Origin of the sequence: Nocardioides sp. SYSU D00065 (assembly GCF_017916425.1) — a bacterium.
Taxonomy (GTDB): domain Bacteria; phylum Actinomycetota; class Actinomycetes; order Propionibacteriales; family Nocardioidaceae; genus Nocardioides.
On the sequence record NZ_JAFMSX010000001.1, the window covers coordinates 1,113,217 to 1,130,730 of the forward strand.

Annotated in this window: 15 protein-coding genes; 7 read left to right on the top strand and 8 right to left on the bottom strand. The window is 72.7% G+C overall.

Going from position 1 to position 17,514, the window contains the following annotated elements; all coding sequences use genetic code 11:
- Positions 1-5 precede the first annotated feature (5 nt).
- Together hrpA and J3P41_RS05285 are read right to left on the bottom strand one after the other, a co-directional pair.
- The gene (hrpA, locus tag J3P41_RS05280) at positions 6-3,896 is read right to left on the bottom strand and encodes an ATP-dependent RNA helicase HrpA (protein WP_307861835.1); all 3,891 of its coding nucleotides are present in this window, start codon (positions 3,894-3,896) and stop codon (positions 6-8) included.
- Between the two features lie 78 nt (positions 3,897-3,974).
- A complete protein-coding gene (locus J3P41_RS05285) occupies positions 3,975-4,415 on the bottom strand; it encodes a hypothetical protein (RefSeq protein ID WP_210649152.1) in 441 nt (146 codons plus the stop codon).
- A 142-nt stretch (positions 4,416-4,557) separates the two neighbouring features.
- Between J3P41_RS05285 and J3P41_RS05290 the strand changes: the two genes are divergently transcribed.
- From J3P41_RS05290 to J3P41_RS05300, 3 genes are read left to right on the top strand one after another with little or no spacing between them, the layout of a single operon-like run.
- Positions 4,558-5,286, top strand: coding sequence for a response regulator transcription factor (locus tag J3P41_RS05290; RefSeq protein WP_282594797.1), 729 nt, complete (start codon positions 4,558-4,560; stop codon positions 5,284-5,286).
- Positions 5,283-6,719 carry a HAMP domain-containing sensor histidine kinase gene (locus J3P41_RS05295; protein ID WP_307861836.1) on the top strand — a complete coding sequence of 479 codons (1,437 nt, stop codon included), beginning with the start codon at positions 5,283-5,285 and terminating at the stop codon, positions 6,717-6,719. Before J3P41_RS05290 ends, J3P41_RS05295 begins: the two co-directional genes overlap by 4 nt.
- Before the next feature lie 25 nt (positions 6,720-6,744).
- The gene (locus J3P41_RS05300) at positions 6,745-7,302 is read left to right on the top strand and encodes a DUF402 domain-containing protein (RefSeq protein ID WP_210649153.1); all 558 of its coding nucleotides are present in this window, start codon (positions 6,745-6,747) and stop codon (positions 7,300-7,302) included.
- Here J3P41_RS05300 and J3P41_RS05305 read toward each other — a convergent pair.
- On the bottom strand, positions 7,280-8,713 hold the full coding sequence (locus J3P41_RS05305; RefSeq protein WP_307861837.1) for a threonine/serine exporter family protein: 1,434 nt from the start codon (positions 8,711-8,713) through the stop codon (positions 7,280-7,282). The genes J3P41_RS05300 and J3P41_RS05305 overlap by 23 nt on opposite strands.
- Positions 8,714-8,792: 79 nt before the next feature.
- Here J3P41_RS05305 and J3P41_RS05310 point away from each other — a divergent pair, with 79 nt between their 5' ends.
- Positions 8,793-9,926 carry a glutamate--cysteine ligase gene (locus J3P41_RS05310; RefSeq protein ID WP_210649154.1) on the top strand — a complete coding sequence of 378 codons (1,134 nt, stop codon included), beginning with the start codon at positions 8,793-8,795 and terminating at the stop codon, positions 9,924-9,926.
- A gap of 28 nt (positions 9,927-9,954) precedes the next feature.
- Here the strand turns inward: J3P41_RS05310 and J3P41_RS05315 are convergent, their stop codons facing one another.
- Positions 9,955-11,163, bottom strand: a complete 1,209-nt coding sequence (locus J3P41_RS05315) for a site-specific DNA-methyltransferase (RefSeq protein WP_307861838.1) — start codon at positions 11,161-11,163, stop codon at positions 9,955-9,957.
- Between the two features lie 65 nt (positions 11,164-11,228).
- Between J3P41_RS05315 and J3P41_RS19165 the strand changes: the two genes are divergently transcribed.
- The gene (locus J3P41_RS19165; RefSeq protein WP_210649155.1) at positions 11,229-12,707 is read left to right on the top strand and encodes a phosphodiester glycosidase family protein; all 1,479 of its coding nucleotides are present in this window, start codon (positions 11,229-11,231) and stop codon (positions 12,705-12,707) included.
- A gap of 51 nt (positions 12,708-12,758) precedes the next feature.
- Here J3P41_RS19165 and J3P41_RS05325 read toward each other — a convergent pair whose 3' ends face one another.
- Positions 12,759-13,361: a hypothetical protein gene (locus tag J3P41_RS05325; RefSeq protein ID WP_210649156.1), complete on the bottom strand. Its 603-nt coding sequence runs from the start codon at positions 13,359-13,361 to the stop codon at positions 12,759-12,761.
- A 102-nt stretch (positions 13,362-13,463) separates the two neighbouring features.
- Between J3P41_RS05325 and J3P41_RS05330 the strand changes: the two genes are divergently transcribed.
- The gene (locus tag J3P41_RS05330; protein WP_210649157.1) at positions 13,464-14,459 is read left to right on the top strand and encodes a GTP pyrophosphokinase family protein; all 996 of its coding nucleotides are present in this window, start codon (positions 13,464-13,466) and stop codon (positions 14,457-14,459) included.
- An 82-nt stretch (positions 14,460-14,541) separates the two neighbouring features.
- The gene (locus J3P41_RS05335; RefSeq protein ID WP_210649158.1) at positions 14,542-15,678 is read left to right on the top strand and encodes a calcium:proton antiporter; all 1,137 of its coding nucleotides are present in this window, start codon (positions 14,542-14,544) and stop codon (positions 15,676-15,678) included.
- A gap of 62 nt (positions 15,679-15,740) precedes the next feature.
- Here the strand turns inward: J3P41_RS05335 and J3P41_RS05340 are convergent, their stop codons facing one another.
- The 3 genes from J3P41_RS05340 to J3P41_RS05350 are packed head-to-tail and all read right to left on the bottom strand — an operon-like array spanning position 15,741 to position 17,505.
- On the bottom strand, positions 15,741-16,556 hold the full coding sequence (locus tag J3P41_RS05340) for an ABC transporter substrate-binding protein (protein WP_210649159.1): 816 nt from the start codon (positions 16,554-16,556) through the stop codon (positions 15,741-15,743).
- Positions 16,557-16,559: 3 nt separating this feature from the next.
- Positions 16,560-17,156, bottom strand: a complete 597-nt coding sequence (locus tag J3P41_RS05345) for an ATP/GTP-binding protein (protein ID WP_307861839.1) — start codon at positions 17,154-17,156, stop codon at positions 16,560-16,562.
- Entirely contained in the window at positions 17,137-17,505 is a 369-nt protein-coding gene (locus J3P41_RS05350) for a DUF742 domain-containing protein (protein ID WP_210649161.1), read from the bottom strand. Before J3P41_RS05350 ends, J3P41_RS05345 begins: the two co-directional genes overlap by 20 nt.
- Between the last annotated feature and the right edge of the window lie 9 nt (positions 17,506-17,514).

Consider the following 17,514-nt stretch of genomic DNA (forward strand, 5'->3'; position numbering starts at 1 on the left):
GAGGCTCAGCCAGCCCGGCTGAGCACCTTGCGGATCCGCTGGTCGCTGACCTTCTCCCGGGTGCCGAGCTGCTGGGCGAACAGCGAGACGCGGTACTCCTCCAGCAGCCACCGCGCCTCGCGCAGGTGCTGCGGCAGCGGCTGGCCCTCGGGCAGCGCCGCCACCGCGTGCAGCCACGCGTCCTGGAGCCCCATCAGCTGGTCCATCTGCGCTCGGTCCCGCGCCACCTGCGCGTCCAACCGCTCCCGGCGGTAGGTGACCGCGGCGAGGTAGCGCGCGAGGTCGCGCAGCCGCGTGGCGCCGGCCTCGCCGACGAAGCCGTCGGTCATCAGGCGGGCGACCTGGGCCCGCATGTCGGTGAGGGCGGGCAGCGTCATCAGGTCGGCGCGGCCGGAGATCGCCTTGTCGGCGGTGCGCCACGCGTCCAGCACGCGCATCACGTCGTGCACCGCGGCACTCGTGCCCCTCTCGACGGCCTCCCGCGCGGCGGACACCACGTCGTCGTACGCCGCCTCGTCGCGCACCGTGGGGCGGGCGTCGACGACGTCGGCCACGATGCCCGCCCGGACGTCGTCGAGCAGGGCCGCGACGGAGGGGTGGGGCGAGCCGACGAGCGCGAGCCGGGCGCGCTGGTCGAGACCGGCGCTGGCGAGCACCTCGTCCACCGGGGCGGCGGGACCGAGCGCGAGCAGCACGAGGCGGCGTACGCCGAGGCGGTGGTGCGCCGCGGCGGCCTCGGCGGTCGCGAGGACCTGCAGGCCCACGGTCTCGCCCTCGTCGACGAGCGCGGGGAAGCCGCGCACCTCGTGGCCGGCGCGGCGCTGCACGAAGGACTCGTCGACGGTGCCGAAGGTCCACGCGGTCTGCCCGGTCGTCGCGACCCCGGAGTCGGCGGCGACGTCGGCCATCGCCTGCTCGAAGGTGGGCCGCAGCGGCTCCTTGAGCGCGTCGAGGTCCTTGCCGCGGGCGGCCTCGGTGCCCTCCTCGGTCACCACCCGGTAGGTCGGCTGCAGGTGCGCGGGCACCTTGGACCAGTCCCACGCGTCGCGGTCGATCACCAGGCTGCGAGTGCTGCGGGCGAAGCGCTCGAGGGCGTCGAGCAGCGGCTCGGCGCCGGGAGGCGTCGCGGCGAGGAACTCGCGCGCGGTGTTGGGCGCCGGGACCATCGCCACGCGCAGGTGCTTGGGCAGCGAGCGGATCAGCTCGGTGACGAGCTCCTCGCGCAGCCCGGGCACCAGCCAGGAGAAGTCCTCGGCCTCGACCCGGTTGAGCGTCGCGACGGGTACGTCGATGGTGAGCCCGTCGTCGGCGGCACCGGGCTCGAAGTGGTAGCTGATCGGGAACGTCAGTCCCGCCTCGTCGCTGTCGTGCCACTCGGTGGGGAAGTCCTGCGCGCGCACCTCGCCGGCGGTGTCGTGCGTCAGCATCGACGGGTCGAAGGTGAGCAGGTCCGGCCGCTTGTTCCGCGCGCGCTTCCACCACTGGTCGAAGTGCTGCCCGCTGACCACCTCGGCGCCCACCCGCGCGTCATAGAAGGCGAAGAGCGTCTCCTCGTCGACGACGATGTCGCGGCGGCGCGCTCGGTGCTCGAGCTCCTCGGCCTCCTCGAGCAGGCGGGCGTTCTCGGCGAGGAAGCGGTGGCGCGAGTCCCACTCCCGCTGCACCAGGGCGTGGCGGATGAACAGCTCGCGGGCCAGCGGCGGGTCCACCTTGCCGTAGGACACCAGCCGGTCGGCGACCAGCGGCACGCCGTACAGCGTGACGCGCTCGCGCGCCATCACTGCGGCGCGCTTGCGCGACCAGTGCGGCTCGGAGTACGTCCGCTTGACCAGGTGCGCCCCCAGCCGCTCGGCCCACTCCGGCTGGATGGCTGCGTTCTGGCGCGCCCACAGGCGCGAGGTCTCGACGAGCTCGGCGCTCATCAGGAAGCTCGGGTTGCGCCCCTTGAGCACGCTGCCCGGGAAGATCGCGAAGCGCGCGTTGCGGGCACCGAGGTACTCCCGCATGGGCCGCCGCTCCCCCGGCCGGGCCTTCTCGCGCTCCTCGAGCGCGCCGATGTGGCTCAGCAGCCCAGAGAGCAGCGCCTGGTGGATGCCGTCCTCGTCGTACGCCGCCCCGCCCTCGGTCGGACCCGCGTCGCGCGCCCTGCCGAGCTCGAGGCCCATCTCCTTGCACACCTGTCGCAGCTGCGACTCGTAGTCCTGCCACTCGCGGATCCGCAGGTAGTTGAGGTGCTCACGGCGGCACATCCGGCGGAAGGCGCTCGAGGACAGCTCGCGCTGCTGCTGCCTGAGGTGACGCCACAGGTTGAGCCAGGTGAGGAAGTCGCTCGACTCGTGGGTGAAGCGCGCGTGGAGCTGGTCGGCCTGTGCCCGCTGCTCCTCGGGCCGCTCGCGGGGGTCCTGCACCGAGAGGGCGGCCGCGATGACCAGGACGTCGCGCAGGCAGCCGCGGCGGTCGGCCTCGAGGATCATCCGGCCGAGCCGGGGGTCGATCGGGAGCCGGGCCAGGCGCTTGCCGACCTCGGTGAGACGTACGCCGGGGCGCCCCTCGGCCCCCCGGGACGTCATACGGTCGGGGCGAGCGGATGCCCCGTCCGTATGACGTTGCGAGGTGGTGATGGCGCCGAGCTCCTCCAGCAGGTCCGTGCCGGCCTTGACGTTGCGCCGGTCCGGTGGCTCGACGAACGGGAACCGGGCGATGTCGCCCAGGCGGAGCGACGCCATCTGCAGGATGACGCTGGCCAGGTTGGTGCGCAGAATCTCGGGGTCGGTGAACTGCGGGCGCGCCTCGAAGTCCTCCTCGGAGTAGAGCCGGATCGCGATGCCCTCCGACACACGACCGCACCGGCCGGAGCGCTGGTTGGCCGAGGCCTGGCTGATCGGCTCGATCGGCAGCCGCTGCACCTTGGTGCGCACCGAGTAGCGGCTGATCCGCGCGACCCCGGTGTCGACGACGTAGCGGATGCCCGGGACCGTCAGCGACGTCTCGGCGACGTTGGTCGCGAGCACCACCCGGCGCACCGTCGAGGGGTGGCTGGAGAACACCCGGTGCTGGTCGGCCGCGCTGAGGCGGGAGTAGAGCGGCACGACCTCGAGGCGGTCGCTCCTCAGCGCCTCGAAGGCGTCCGCGGTGTCGCGGATCTCCCGCTCGCCCGGCAGGAAGACCAGCACGTCGCCGGGCCCCTCGGCGGAGAGCTCGCGGACCGCCTCGAGGATCGCCTCGGTCTGGTCCCGCTGCACCGGCTCGCCCTCGTCGTCCTCCTCGGGCAGCGCGATGAGGGGCCGGTAGCGGACCTCGACCGGGTACGTACGTCCCGAGACCTCCACGACCGGCGCCCCGAAGTGGGTGGCGAACCGCTCCACGTCGATGGTGGCGCTGGTGATGACCACCTTGAGGTCGGGCCGGCGCGGGAGCAGGCGCTTGAGGTAGCCCAGCAGGAAGTCGATGTTGAGGCTGCGCTCGTGCGCCTCGTCGATGATGATCGTGTCGTACTTGCGCAGGTCGCGGTCGCGCTGGAGCTCGGCGAGCAGGATGCCGTCGGTCATCAGCTTGACCCGGCTGGCACGGCTGGTCCGGTCGGTGAAGCGCACCTGGTAGCCGACGACGTCGCCCAGCTCGGTGCCGAGCTCCTCGGCGATCCGCTCGGCCACCGACCGGGCCGCGATCCGGCGGGGCTGGGTGTGCCCGATGAGCTTGCCACCGCCGGCGGCTCCCAGCCCGCGGCCCAGCTCCAGGCAGATCTTGGGCAGCTGGGTGGTCTTCCCCGAGCCGGTCTCGCCGGCGACGATGACGACCTGATGGTCGCGGATGGCCGCGGCGATGTCGTCCCGGCGCGCGGAGACCGGCAGCTCGGCGGGATAGGTGATCTTCACAACCGCGCCATTCTCGCCCACGTCGGCAACCTGGTTTCCGGCGCACCCCGCGCGGTCCCCGTGTCGGGCCGACGGTGGCCGGTGGCCGACGGCCGGAGGTCAGGAGGTGGAACCGTCCGACTCGTCGTCCTCGGGCGGGGTCGTGGGCTGCATCTGGCCCGGGCCGCGGTCCCCGAACGCCGGACCGCGCCCGTCGTCGCCGGCGTCGCGTCCCATGCGGCCGCGGTGCTCGCCCCAGTCCGGGCGGTCGTGGGTGAGCGCACCGACGGTCGCGGCACCGATGCCGCCGACGATCACTCCGGCGAGCGTCGAGGCGATCAGGGCCGCCAGGCCGAACGTACGGCTCCCACCGGAGGAGCGCAGCGTACGTAGCCGCGCGCGCAGTCCGCGCCGCGCGGGACCGCCGGCGGCGGAGGGAGCGTGGTCGACAGCCGGAGCCGGATCGGCGGGCGCCGCGGGCACGTCGGACGGCGTGCCCTGCGCACGCACCGGCTGGGTCTGGTCGTCGGGTCGAGGGTCTCGGGTCGTGTCATCGGTCATGGGACGAGCCTGAGCCGCCCGCCTGTGCGCGACCTGTGCCCACGCCCTGAGCCGGCCCAGCACCTACCGCGAGGTCCGCGCTTCGGACCTGGCAGGTCGGCGACAGGACTCGCACAGCAATCGCACAGCAAGGAGCGGCAGGATGCTGCTCATGCAGCAGCAGCTCACCCGCGTCGACGGCTCGCCCGTGCGCGTCCTGGTCGTCGACGACGAGGTCAACATCGCCGAGCTCCTCGCCATGGCCCTGCGCTACGAGGGGTGGGACCTGCGGATGGCGCACTCGGGCAGCGACGCGGTGACCGCCGCGCGCGACTTCCGCCCCGACGCCGTGGTGCTCGACATCATGCTGCCCGACCTCGACGGGCTCGAGGTGCTGCGGCGCATGCGCGCCGACGGCAGCGACGTCCCCGTCCTCTTCCTCACCGCCAAGGACGCCGTCGAGGACCGGATCGCCGGGCTGACGGCGGGTGGCGACGACTACGTCACCAAGCCGTTCTCGCTCGAGGAGGTGGTGGCCCGGCTGCGCGGGCTCATCCGCCGCGGCGGCACGGCCGCCCAAGCCGAGGCCGGCAACGTGCTCGTCGTCGGCGACCTCACCCTCGACGAGGACAGCCACGAGGTGCACCGCGGCGGCGCCGAGCTCAGCCTCACCGCCACCGAGTTCGAGCTGCTGCGCTTCCTGATGCGCAACCCGCGCCGGGTGCTGAGCAAGGCCCAGATACTCGACCGGGTGTGGCAGTACGACTTCGGCGGGCAGGCCAACGTCGTCGAGCTCTACATCTCCTACCTCCGCAAGAAGGTCGACGCCGGCCGCGAGCCGATGATCCACACCATGCGCGGCGCCGGCTACGTCTTGAAGCCGGCCCCGTGAGACGGCTGCACCGCGTGCCGCGCACCCTCACCGCGCGCCTCGTCGCGATCGCGGTGCTCCTGGTCGCGGCGACGGCCCTCGCGATCGCCACGGCGACGACGCTGGCGATGAAGAGCGACCTCGACGGGCAGCTCGACCAGCGACTGCGGGAGTCGCTCTACCTGACGGTGCACGCCCCGCGCGGGTCCGAGGAACCGGGCGGGCCCGGCTTCGACCCGGGACGCGACCTCCTGCAGCAGGAGGAGGGCGCCTTCGTCGCCGTGCTCCCCGACGAGGGCGAGGCCGTGGGCCGACTCCGCGGGGAGCGTGACCGGGACAGCTGGGGCGGTGTCGAGGACCTCGGCCACGACCAGCTCGAGGCGCTCGCCGACATCGTCTCCGACGACGTCCAGACCGCCCGCCTGCCCGAGCTCGGCAGCTACCGGATCGCGGCGTACCAGGCGGACGACGGATGGATCGTCTACGGCCTGCCTCGCGACGAGGTGAACCGCACGGTCGCCGAGCTCGTCCGGCTCGAGCTGCTGGCGACCCTGCTCGGGGTGCTCGCCGCGGCGCTCGTCGGCACCGTCGTCGTACGCCGCCAGCTCGCGCCGCTGCGCGAGGTGGCGGGCACCGCGCACCGGGTCGCCGAGCTCCCGCTCGCGTCCGGGGAGATCGAGATCACCGAGCGGGTGCCCGAGCGGCTCACCGACGAGCGCACCGAGGTCGGGCAGGTCGGCGCGGCCCTCAACACGATGCTCGACCACGTCGAGTCCTCCCTCGACCAGCGCCACCGCAGCGAGCAGCAGGTGCGCCAGTTCGTCGCCGACGCCTCCCACGAGCTGCGTACGCCGCTGGCGACCATCGCCGGCTACACCGAGCTCGCCCGCAAGCGGCCGGAGGCCACGGGCACCGCGCTGGACAAGGTGGAGACCGAGTCCGCGCGGATGACCGCGCTCGTCGAGGACCTGCTGCTGCTGGCCCGCCTCGACGCCGGGCGCCCCCTCCAGCGGGAGCCGGTCGACCTGTCCCGGCTGCTGCTGGAGGCCGTCGACGACGCGCGGGTGGTGGACCGGGAGCGCTCCTGGCGGCTGGTGCTGCCCGACGAGCCGATCTCCGTCCTCGGCGACGAGGCGCGGCTGCACCAGGTCGTGAGCAACCTGCTGACCAACGCGCACAAGTACACCCCCGCCGGCAGCACCGTCACGGTGACCGGGACGGCTGGCGGCTTCGCCGTGCACGACGACGGTCCCGGGTTCGCCCCCGACCTGGCGCCCCGCGCCTTCGAGCGGTTCACCCGCGGTGACGTCGCCCGCACCCGCGCCGGCGGCGCCGGGCTCGGACTGTCCCTGGTCGAGGCGATCGTCGGGGCCCACGGCGGCTCGGTCGACCTCGCGAGCGCTCCGGGTGACACGACCGTCACGGTCCGGCTCCCCGACCGCACCTCCGCATGACGTCCGGTGGCCTAGGTTGAGCCTCATGGAGCCCGGGACCTCGATCCGCTGCGAGATGACCAAGTGGGGCGACCGCCCCCACTGGCAGTTCGCCGGCCTCCACCTCGGCTCCGACGAGCACGGCGAGTGGCTCGGCTTCCCCCGAGGCACGCACAACCACCGTCCGGGGCACGAGTTCCGCTCCGACGTCGACGCGGTGACCCTGGTGCCTGTGGACGGGTGGCACCTCGCCACCTTCCAGGCCCCCGGCATCTGGTGCGAGGTCTACGTCGACATCACCACGCCCGCACGCTGGGACGGCGACGTGCTGCGCGCCGTCGACCTCGACCTCGACGTCATCCGGATGTCGCCGGAGCCGCTGCGCGACCCGCTGCCGTGGATGGCGGGACCCGGCGAGACCTTTCTCGACGACGAGGACGAGTTCGCCGAGCACCAGGTGGCCTACGGATACCCGCCCGACGTCGTCGCGGCCGCGCGGTCCAGCGCCGACGCGTTGGTCGCAGCCGTGCGCGCCGGCCTGCCGCCGTACGACGGCGCGCACCGGCGCTGGCTCGACGAGCTCAGCCGCCTGACATCCGCTTGAGCGCCCGCCGCTCGGCACGGGTGAGCGCCCGGAACGGGCCGACCAGCCGCGGGCCGGCGAGCCGGTTCTCCAGTCGCCGCGCCTCCCGCTTGAGCGGCTGGGCGACGTACTCTCCCAGGATCACGCCCGAGGCGAGGGCGATCGCGACCGAGATCGCGGTCATCAGCGCGAGGATGCCCTGGGAGACGAAGAACCCGCCGTCGGAGAGGAAGCTCAGGCCGCGGTAGATCGACAGGCCCGGCAGGAACGGCACGATCGCCGACACCGCGACGACGAGCGGCGGGACCCGCACCCGGCCGGCCACGGCGTACGCCACGAGGCCGATGAAGAACGCCGCCGCACCCGCCGACGCGACCCGGCCGAAGCCGTTGAGTGCGAAGGCCTGCGCCACCAGCGCCGCCACGGCCGTGATGGCCGCGACGGGCAGCACGGCGCGCCGCGGGGCGTAGCTCGACACGCTGAACGCCGCGGCCGCCACGGCCGACCCGAGGATGACGGCCGGCAGGTCGGAGAAGCCGAGCCGACCGGGCACGAGCTCGCCGAGCGCCAGGCCGGGGACGGCGTCGGCCACCGAGATGCCGAGCGCGACGCCGGCGATGATGCCCGCGGTCGCCATCATCACCTCGATCAACCGGGCGCCCGCGGTCAGGTAGAAGCCGGTCAGCGCGTCCTGCACCGCGCCCATCAGCCCGATGCCGGCCAGGAGCACGATGATGTTGGCGGTGACGACCAGCGAGGGGTCCACCGCAATCGGGGTCGCGGCGACCGCGGCCGCGAGCAGCGTCGCGATGGCACCTCCGGCGACCTGCAGGTAGAAGTAGGGGAACCGGCGCCGGCTGAGCGCGAGCTGGACGCGGTCGATCAGCACGGCGGCCACGGCGGCGACGGCGAGCACGACCAGGCCGCCGCCGAGCGAGACGCCGATCGCGGCCGACATCACAGCCGATGCCAGCGTCACGCCCCAGCGCGGGATGTCGTGGCCGACCGAGACGATGGTCGCCATCCGCGTCCTCGCCATGTAGAGGTCCACGCGGTCGGTGAGGATGTCGCGCACGAGGTGGTCGACCGCGGTGAGGTCCTGGTAGTCGATGTCGCGCTGCTGCACGTGGCGCAGCATCAGCGCCGGTACGTCCTCCGTCGAGCGCTGGTAGCTCATCGACAGTGCCGTGAACGTCACGTCGATCTCGGCCTGGCGCAGCCCGAGGTGGTCGGCGACCGAGCGCATCGTCGCCGTCACGTCAGCCGCCCCGGCGCCCGACGACAGCAGCATCTCCCCGATGCGCAGGCAGAGGTCCATCGTCAGGTGGATCTCCCGTGCCCGCTCCGCGACCGCCTGCGCCTCGGCGTCCCGACCGTCCTGCTGGCCGTCGTGCTGGCCGTCGTCGTGCCGGCCGTCGTGCTGCTGCTCCACGCGGCCATGGTGGCAGCAGGGTCCTCAGCCCGTCGCAGGGGTGAGCCAGCCCCGGCACCGCCGTCCCTAGAGTGGACGCATGCGCATCGACTTCCACGCGTCGCCGCGGCCCACCCTCGGCGTGGAGTGGGAGTTCGCCCTCGTCGACCGGGTCGACCGCGACCTCGTCAGCGTCGCCTCCGAGCTGCACGAGCTGGCCGGCGGCCGGCTCGACGAGCCCGAACGGCTGCACAAGGAGCTGCTGCGCAACACGATCGAGGTCGTCACCGGCATCTGCGACACCGTCGGCGAGGCGGCCGCCGACCTGCGCGGCACGCTCGCGGTCGTCGCCCCGGCCGCCGACGAGCTGGGGGTCGACCTCCTCGGCGCCGGCTCGCACCCGTTCGCGGACTGGTCGCACCAGCAGCTCACCGAGGGCCACCGATACGCCGAGCTGATCAATCGCACGCAGTGGTGGGGTCGGCAGATGCTCATCTGGGGGGTGCACGTCCACGTGGGCATGCCCGAGCGCGACCGGGTGATGCCGGTCCTCGCCTCGATGCTCACGACCTACCCGCACCTGCTCGCGCTGTCCGCGAGCTCGCCGATCTGGGCCGGCCAGGACACCGGCTACGCCTCCAACCGCGCGCTGATGTTCCAGCAGCTGCCCACCGCCGGCCTGCCGTTCGCCTTCGACACCTGGTCGGAGTTCGAGAAGTGCATCTCCGACCAGACGACGACCGGGATCATCGACTCGATGGCCGACGTGCGGTGGGACCTGCGCCCCGCGCCGCACCTGGGGACGCTGGAGAACCGGGTCTGCGACGGCATGTCGGACCTCGGCGAGGTGGCCGCGCTGACGGCTCTGGTCCACTGCCTGGTCGTCGACCTCGACACCCGACTGGCCGCGGGCGAGCGGCTGCCGACGCTTCCGCCGTGGCAGGTGCAGGAGAACAAGTGGCGCGCGGCGCGCTACGGCCTCGAGGCGATCGTCATCCTCGACGAGCACAACCGCGAGCGGCTGGTCACCGAGGACCTCGACGACCTGCTCGAGCGGCTCACGCCGGTCGCCCGGCGCCTGGGCTGCGAGGCCGAGCTGCGCACGGTCGCCGACATCCCCACCCGCGGGGCCTCCTACCAGCGGCAGCGGGCGGTCGCCCACGAGTCGGGCGGCGACCTGGTCGCGGTGGTGGACGCGCTGGTCGAGGAGCTGGCCCACTCGCTGAGCACCTGACGCGGCGCCCTCCGCGTCGGCTGTGGCGTCAGCCGGCGACGACGTCGAGGCCGCCGCCGACCTGGTCGGCGACCGCGGCGAGCCGGGCCCGGGTGATGTCGGCGACGGTCTCCAGCCCCGCCAGCCGGGCGTTGGAGCCCTGCCGCGTCGGCTCGGCCGAGTTGATGCTGACGCACCTGCGCGTCCCGCCGTCGGCGGCGTTGGCCAGCGCGACGGCGTGGCCGGTCGTGCCGCTGCCAGCGAAGGGGTCGAGCACGACGACGTCGTCAGGGAGCAGCGACAGGATCCGGCGCACCAGGCCGGTGGGCTTCGGCGACTCGAAGACGTGGCCCACCAGTGCCTTGAGCTCGGCCACGGCCGTGTCGGTCGAGCCGATCTCCTCGGCCAGCCAGATCGTGCGCAGCTTCTTGCGCCGGCCGCCCTCGCGGTGCAGCCAGTCGCGCTGGAAGACGTCGACGCGCTCGCCCCCGCGGCCCCTGATCACCCGGCACTCGAGGTCGTCGGGCCGCTCGTCGACGCGCGGGCGCGACCAGCGCCACACCGCCGGGCGCCCGTCCCCGAAGACCGGGGTGAGCGCCTGGCTGCCGGGGAACTCACTCGTCGCGACGCGGCCGGTCACCGGGTCGCCGTACAGGGCGAAGTGCAGCGTCGGCGCGGTGAGCGGGTTGAACTTCTTGTTGGTGTTGCGCAGCGGCAGGTAGCGGAACCGGCGGCCGTCGGCGGTGCTGCGCGGGAAGTCGGCCTCGTCGACCGACTCGGTGGTGCTGCCGTCGATCGCGCAGTCCGGGAGGTGTCGCGCGTACGCCAGCACGTACTCGTGGCTGGTCGCGAAGCCGCGCCCGAGCTGGCGGCCCTTGGGGTTGAGGTTGACCACGACCTGGGCGAGGAAGTTGGCCTCGCCGAACACCTCGTCCATCAACAGCCTGAGGTGCGCCGCCTCGTTGTCGTCGATGCTGACGAAGACGGCGCCGTGCGGGGCGAGGACCTCGCGCACCGCCTGCAGCCGGGGCCGCATCATCGCCGTCCACGCCGCGTGCCGGCCGGCATAGGGGTCGGCTTGCGACCCGTCGCGGAACCGGTCGGCGTAGACGAAGTCGTTGCCGGTGTTGTAGGGCGGGTCGGTGTAGACCACGTCCACCGAGCCGGGGGCGAGGCGGGGCAGCACGTCGAGGTTGTCGCCGGCGACGAAGGTGTTCCACGCCGGTCCCGGGGTCAGTATCGCTGGCTCGGCGGGCACGCGCGGCAGCCTAGGTGGGTCCCAACATCCCCACCAGTCCCACGACGTCCTTTACCCTGGAACGCGTGCCTTCCTCCACCCGGCCCTCCGCCAACGCCTCCGCCCAGACCGTCAGCCGGCCTTCGTCCCGCCCCTCCGCGCTCGCGCTGCCGCGCCGTCGCCGGGCGTTGACGCTCGCCACCGCGGCCGTGCTGGTCGCGGGGCTCGGCGTGGGACCGTCCGTCGCCGACGAGGGCCGCGACACCCCCGGCGCTCGGGCCGCGGCGGGCCTCGATGCCCACGCCGCGGCCGCTCGGTCCGGCTACCGTGGCCGCAACCAGACCTCGGACGGCAGGCCGGGCACCGTCGTCGGCCCCCCGGTCGAGCTGCGCGGCCGCGCCGCCCAGGTCCGCAACGACGTGAGCTACGAGATCGCCCCCGGCGTCACGCTGCGCGAGTGGGACCAGGTGGACGGCCGGCAGCCCGTCGGGCAGGTCCGGATGAACCTTCTGACGGTCAGCCTCGACGCACCGAACATCAGTTTCCGCCCTCTTTCACCGACGTACGTCACAAGCCGGCGCACACCGAGCGAGTTTGCGCGCTGGAGCGGCGCGCTCGCGACGGTTAACGGTGACTTCTTCGACATCGGCAGTTCCGACAATCCGGGAACCTATGCTCCGCAGGGCGTGACGATCGATGACGGCAAGGTCCTTACCGGATCGCGCGACGGCTGGATTCCGGACGTGAATTCGTCATTCTGGATCGACAACGCCGGCCTCCACATCAGCCCGCTGAGCGTGCAGTACACCATTCGACAGCACCGTGACTGGGTTGTGAGCGGCATGAATCACTTCGAAGTGCCCAAGGGCCAGATCGGGGTGTTCGACAAGAACTGGCACCGAACGCAGGGCTACAAGGTGACCGACGGGAAGAGGTTCGCCCGGGAGGTGGTGCTGCGCAGAAACAAGGTCCTGACCAATCGCGCCACCCTCTCGCGCGGCAAGAAGATCGGTCCTCGCGACAGAGTGCTCATCGGCGTAGGCCGCGGGGCTGTGCAGCTGAAGTCCCTGCGCAAGGGCGAGAGAATCACCTTGTCGAAGCGCGTCGAGGGCGGCAACGCTAGCGCTGCCATCAGCGGCGACCGGCCCCTGCTGGTCAACGGCGTGCGCACCGTCATCAACAACACCATCGCCCACCCGCGTACGGCTGTCGGCATCGACGCTGACGGCCGCAAGCTGCTCATCCTCGTCGTGGACGGCCGTTCGTCGGCCAGCCGGGGCTACACGATGGTCGAGCTCGCGGACCTGATGACGGCCCTGGGCGCGGAGAACGCCCTCAACCTCGACGGCGGCGGCTCCTCGGCCATGTACACCCGCACCGCCTCCGGGGCGAGCGCCGTGGTCAACGAGCCCTCGGACGGCAGCGAGCGCAAGGTCGCCAACGCGTTCGGTGTCTTCTACAACGGCGAGCTGCCGCCGGTGCTGCCGATCACTCCCACGCCGACCTCCACGCCGACCTCCACGCCGACCTCCACGCCGACGGTCCCGCCGCCGCCGGGCCGCTAGGACCCCGCCCGCCCGGTCGACGACGGCCCGGCTCGAGCTCAGGCGTGGGACTCAGGCGTCGGGCGCCGCGAACACGACCACGAAGGTCATCGGCGCGAGGCACTGCACGGTGCTCTTGGGCAGCTGCGCCACGACCTGGAAGCCGGCCTCACCCTGCTCCACGGCCACGCCGGTCGGCGCCTCGCAGCCGACGCTCACGGTCGCGCCGTACGGCGTCGATCCCGGCGCCTGCTGCGCCACCTCCGCCACGGTGGCCCGCACCGTGTCGGCGAACCCGGCGTCGAGCCCGGTGACGAAGTCCGAGACCGCCTGGTCGCCGTCCAGCGCGAACGCGAACGTCGAGGCGGAGCCGCCGGCGTCCGTGGCGCTGATCAGCAGCGCCTCGGCGACCCCCGCCGAGCCGGTCGCCGGGATGGTCTGCGACCCGTCGCCGGACTCCGGCTCAGGGGTGGGCTCGTCGGTCCCCGAGGGCGCGTCCGACGCCGACTCCGAGGGACTGGGCGCAGTGGACGAGGCCGCCGGGTCCGACGCGGTGTCGTCGCCGCCGTCGGAGGCGCACGCCGACAGGGCCGCCACCAGGACCGAGGTGAGGGCGAGACCGCCGGCGAGCGTGGCAGCGCGGCGCCGGCCGCGCGGGGTGGGAAGGGAGGTCATGGTGGTGGGACGATAACCGTCGCGGCGCGGCTCCCCGGGCAGGCGCGTGCGGGATCGGCGGCGGAGTGACGCCGCCACCCCCGCACTGGCAGGCTGGGCGCCATGAGCAGTGCCATGCAGGCCGAGCCGGTGCGTGAGGCCGTCCGCGCCTACGCCGCCCGGCAGCCGGCCCTCGCCGCCGCCACCGCGGCGTACGTCACCCTCGTCCGGACCCTGCTCGACGATGCGGGGATCGACTACCTCAGCGTCACCGGGCGGACCAAGAGCGTCGCGTCCTTCGCCGCCAAGGCCAACCGCGCCGAGAACGGCCGGCCGGTGTACCCCGACCCGCTGGAGCAGATCACCGACCAGATCGGCGTCCGCGTGATCACCTACGTGCACAGCGACGTCGCCGCGGTCGCCGAGCTGCTGGCCGACGAGCTGACCCTGCTCGACGACCGCGACCTGGGCGCGGAGACGGCCCGCTCGGGGCGCTTCGGCTACGCGAGCCGCCACCTCCTCGTCCAGGTGCGTGACGGCGACCAGCACGAGTCCCTCGCCGGCGAGCGGGCCAGCGTCCAGGTGCGGACGGTGCTGCAGCACGCGTGGGCCGAGTTCGAGCACGACATCCGCTACAAGGGCAACGTCCCCGGCGAGGCCGCCGCCGACCTCGATCGGCGCTTCACGCTGGCCGCCGGGCTCATCGAGCTGGCCGACCGGGAGTTCGCGACGATCCGCGAGCGCATCCAGGCGGCCGCCCCCGGCAGCACCACGGCGCCGGAGGCCGACCACATCGTCGGGCAGGACCTCGCCACGTTCCTGGCCGGCCACTACAGCGATGCCGGCTGGTCGCACACCGACCACTACGACTGGATCGCCGGACTGCTCGCACAGCTCGGCATCGACACCGTCGACGACCTCGCCGGCCTGCTGACCTCGGTCGACGCCGATGCGGTGATCCGGCGGATGGGCTACCGCTATCCCGCCGGAGCCGTACGCCGCCTCGACGACGCGCTCCTGGCGATCTTCGGCGAGCAGTACGTCACCCTCGAGGGCAACAGCCACCGCGTCCCGCTGCTGCGGGCGCGACTGGAGAAGCTGTCCACGCCGGAGGGCTGACGCGCCACACGGCCCGCGCTCGTTCCGAAGCGCTCGCCAGAGCCCGCCCGAGCCCCTGGACCGGACCCCCTAGGGTTGCCGCATGAGACGGCCCTCCTGGACCACCCTCACTCCCCTGCTGGCCGCCGTGGCGCTCGCGCTGGTCTGGGGCCGCCACCCGGGACCGGTCGTGCTCGGCGTGCTCGCGCTGCTGCTGGTCGGCGCCGTCCTGGCGGCGGTGCACCACGCCGAGGTGGTGGCGCACCGCGTGGGCGAGCCCTACGGCTCGCTGGTGCTGGCGGTCGCGGTCACGATCATCGAGGTCGGCCTGATCGTCACGCTCATGGTGACCACCGACAAGGACACCTCGGGGCTGGCGCGCGACACCGTCTTCGCGGCGGTGATGATCACCGTCAACGGCATCGTGGGCCTCGCGCTGCTGGTGGGCGCGCTCAAGCACCACCTGGCCGTCTTCAACCCCGAGGGCACCGGCGCGGCGCTGGCCACGGTGATCGCGCTGGCCGTGCTGTGCCTGGTCGTGCCGTCGGTGACCACGTCGGAGCCCGGACCGGAGTTCACCGGCGCACAGCTCGCCTTCGCGGCCACCGCGTCCCTGGCGCTCTACGGCATGTTCGTGTTCACCCAGACCATCCGGCACCGTGACTTCTTCCTGCCGGTGGCGGCGGGCGAGCACACGCCGGTCGTCGCGTCCTCCGGTGGCGGCGACTCCTTCCAGCACGAGCCGGTCGACCTCGACGACGACGGCCACGCGGACCCGCCCACCGGTCGGGCGACCCTCACCAGCCTGGGCCTGCTGCTCGTCTCCCTCGTCGCCGTGGTGGGGCTGGCGAAGATCGAGTCACCGGCGATCGAGTCGGGCGTCGCCGCGGTGGGGTTCCCCCAGGCCGTCGTCGGTGTCGTGATCGCCCTGCTGGTGCTCGCCCCGGAGACGATCGCCGCCGTCCGGGCCGCCGCGCGCAACCGCGTCCAGGTCAGCCTCAACCTCGCGCTGGGCTCGGCGATGGCGTCGATCGGCCTGACCATCCCGGCCATTGCCGTGGCCGGCATCTGGCTCGACGGCCCGCTCGCGCTGGGCCTCAACCAGCTGCAGACCACGCTGCTGGTGCTCACCGCGGCCGTCGCGATCCTCACCGTGGTGCCGGGCCGGGCCAAGCCGCTCCAGGGCGGCGTGCACCTGGTGCTGCTAGCGGCGTTCCTGTTCCTGACGATCGCGCCGTAGGACGTCTGCCGCGACCGACCCGCGCAACCGGTCGGTCGCCGGCCACGGGTCGGGAGCGACGATCAGCCGAAGTACTTCGCGTAGATCTTGTCGTAGGTCCCGTCCTCGCGCAGCTCGGCGAGCGTGCGGTTGATCTCGCGCAGCAGCGGGATGTTGCCGTCTTTCTTCACCGCCATGCCGTACTGCTCACCGGTGTCGAACTCACGCGCCAGCTTGAGGCTGGGGTTGTCGGAGACGAATTGGCCGGAGACCGTGTTGTCGAGCATCGCGGCGTCCAGCTCGCCCGCGTCGAGCGCGGCCTGCACGCCGGCGGCGTCGTCGTACGCCTTCACCTCGGTGGTCTCCGGCGCGAAGTCGCTCAGGTAGGTCTCGCCGGTGGTGTCCTTCTGCACCCCGACCCGCTGCCCGGCGAGCTCCTCCAGCTCGTCCAGGCCGGAGCCGCGCGGCGTGATGAGCGCCTGCTTGGCGTCGAAGTAGGGGCTGGAGAAGTCCAGGACGCGCGCCCGCTCGCCGGTGATGGTCATGGCCGAGACCGCCACGTCGCACACGTCGTTGTTGAGCGAGTCGCCGGAGGTGATGTCGTCGAAGGCGACGTCGAGCACGTCCAGCTCGGCGTCGAGCGCCTTGGCCACGGCCTTGCCCAGGTCGACGTCGAAGCCGACGAGCTTGCCCTTCTCCTCGTAGACGAAGGGCGGGTAGGGGCTGTCGGTGCACATGGTCAGCGCGCCCTCGAAGACGAGGGACACGTCACTGAGCGCGTCGGCGGTCTCGCCGCTGGCGCTGCCACCGCAGGCGCTCAGCGCACCCATCAGGGCCACGGAGGTCAGGGCGGCCACGGCGGTGCGGGCCGGGCCGAGGCGACGGTCGGTGCGGGTCATGGGTCAGTTCGCATTCACGGTGAGCGACTCACGAAGTCGCATGAGGGAGTATTCGGTGATCTTCACCAGCGCGCCCTTGGCCTGCTCGCGGTCGCGGGCATCGAGGCTGATGATCGGTACGTCGGCGGGCAGGGCCAGCGCGGCGGCGATCTCGTCGGCCGGGTAGCGCGGAACGCCGTCGAACTCGTTGACGGCGACGATGAACGGGATGCCCTTGGACTCGAAGTAGTCCAGCGGCGAGAACGACTCGTCGAGCCGGGCCACGTCGACCAGCACGATGGCGCCGATGGCGCCGCGGCACAGGTCGTCCCACATGAACCAGAAGCGTCGCTGGCCGGGGGTGCCGAAGAGGTAGAGCACGAGGTCCTCGGCCAGGGTGAGGCGGCCGAAGTCCATGGCCACCGTGGTGGTCGCCTTGGTGGGCACGGCGGCGAGGTCGTCGACGCCCTCGGACTCGTTGGTCACGAGCGCCTCGGTGCGCAGCGGGTCGATCTCCGAGACGGCGCCGACCAGCGTCGACTTGCCGACGCCGAAGCCGCCGGCGATGACGATCTTCGTCGACGCAGCAGCGCGCTGTGCCTTAGTAGTTTCGAAGTCCACGGAGGGTCCTTTCGATGAGCTCGAGACGCTCATCTGTCGACGTCTTCTCGGTGATGGTGGCCTGGATCCGGACCAAGCCCTGCTCGATGAGGTCACCCAGCAGCACCCGGGTGACACCGATCGGCATCTTGGTCAGGGCCGACACCTCGGCCACGGATCGCCGGTCGCAGACCTCGAGAACCTGCGCGGCAGAGGGGGTGAGGACGGGCGCCTCCGCACCAGCCTGGAGGCGCAGCGTGGCCTCCATGGCCAGGTCGACGGAGGTCGCCGTCCGGCCAGCGGTGATCGTGTAGGACCGGATGAGGCGAGGGCGGTACTCCTCGTCCTCCGGCTCGTGTGGGGGCGTCATGGCACGGGA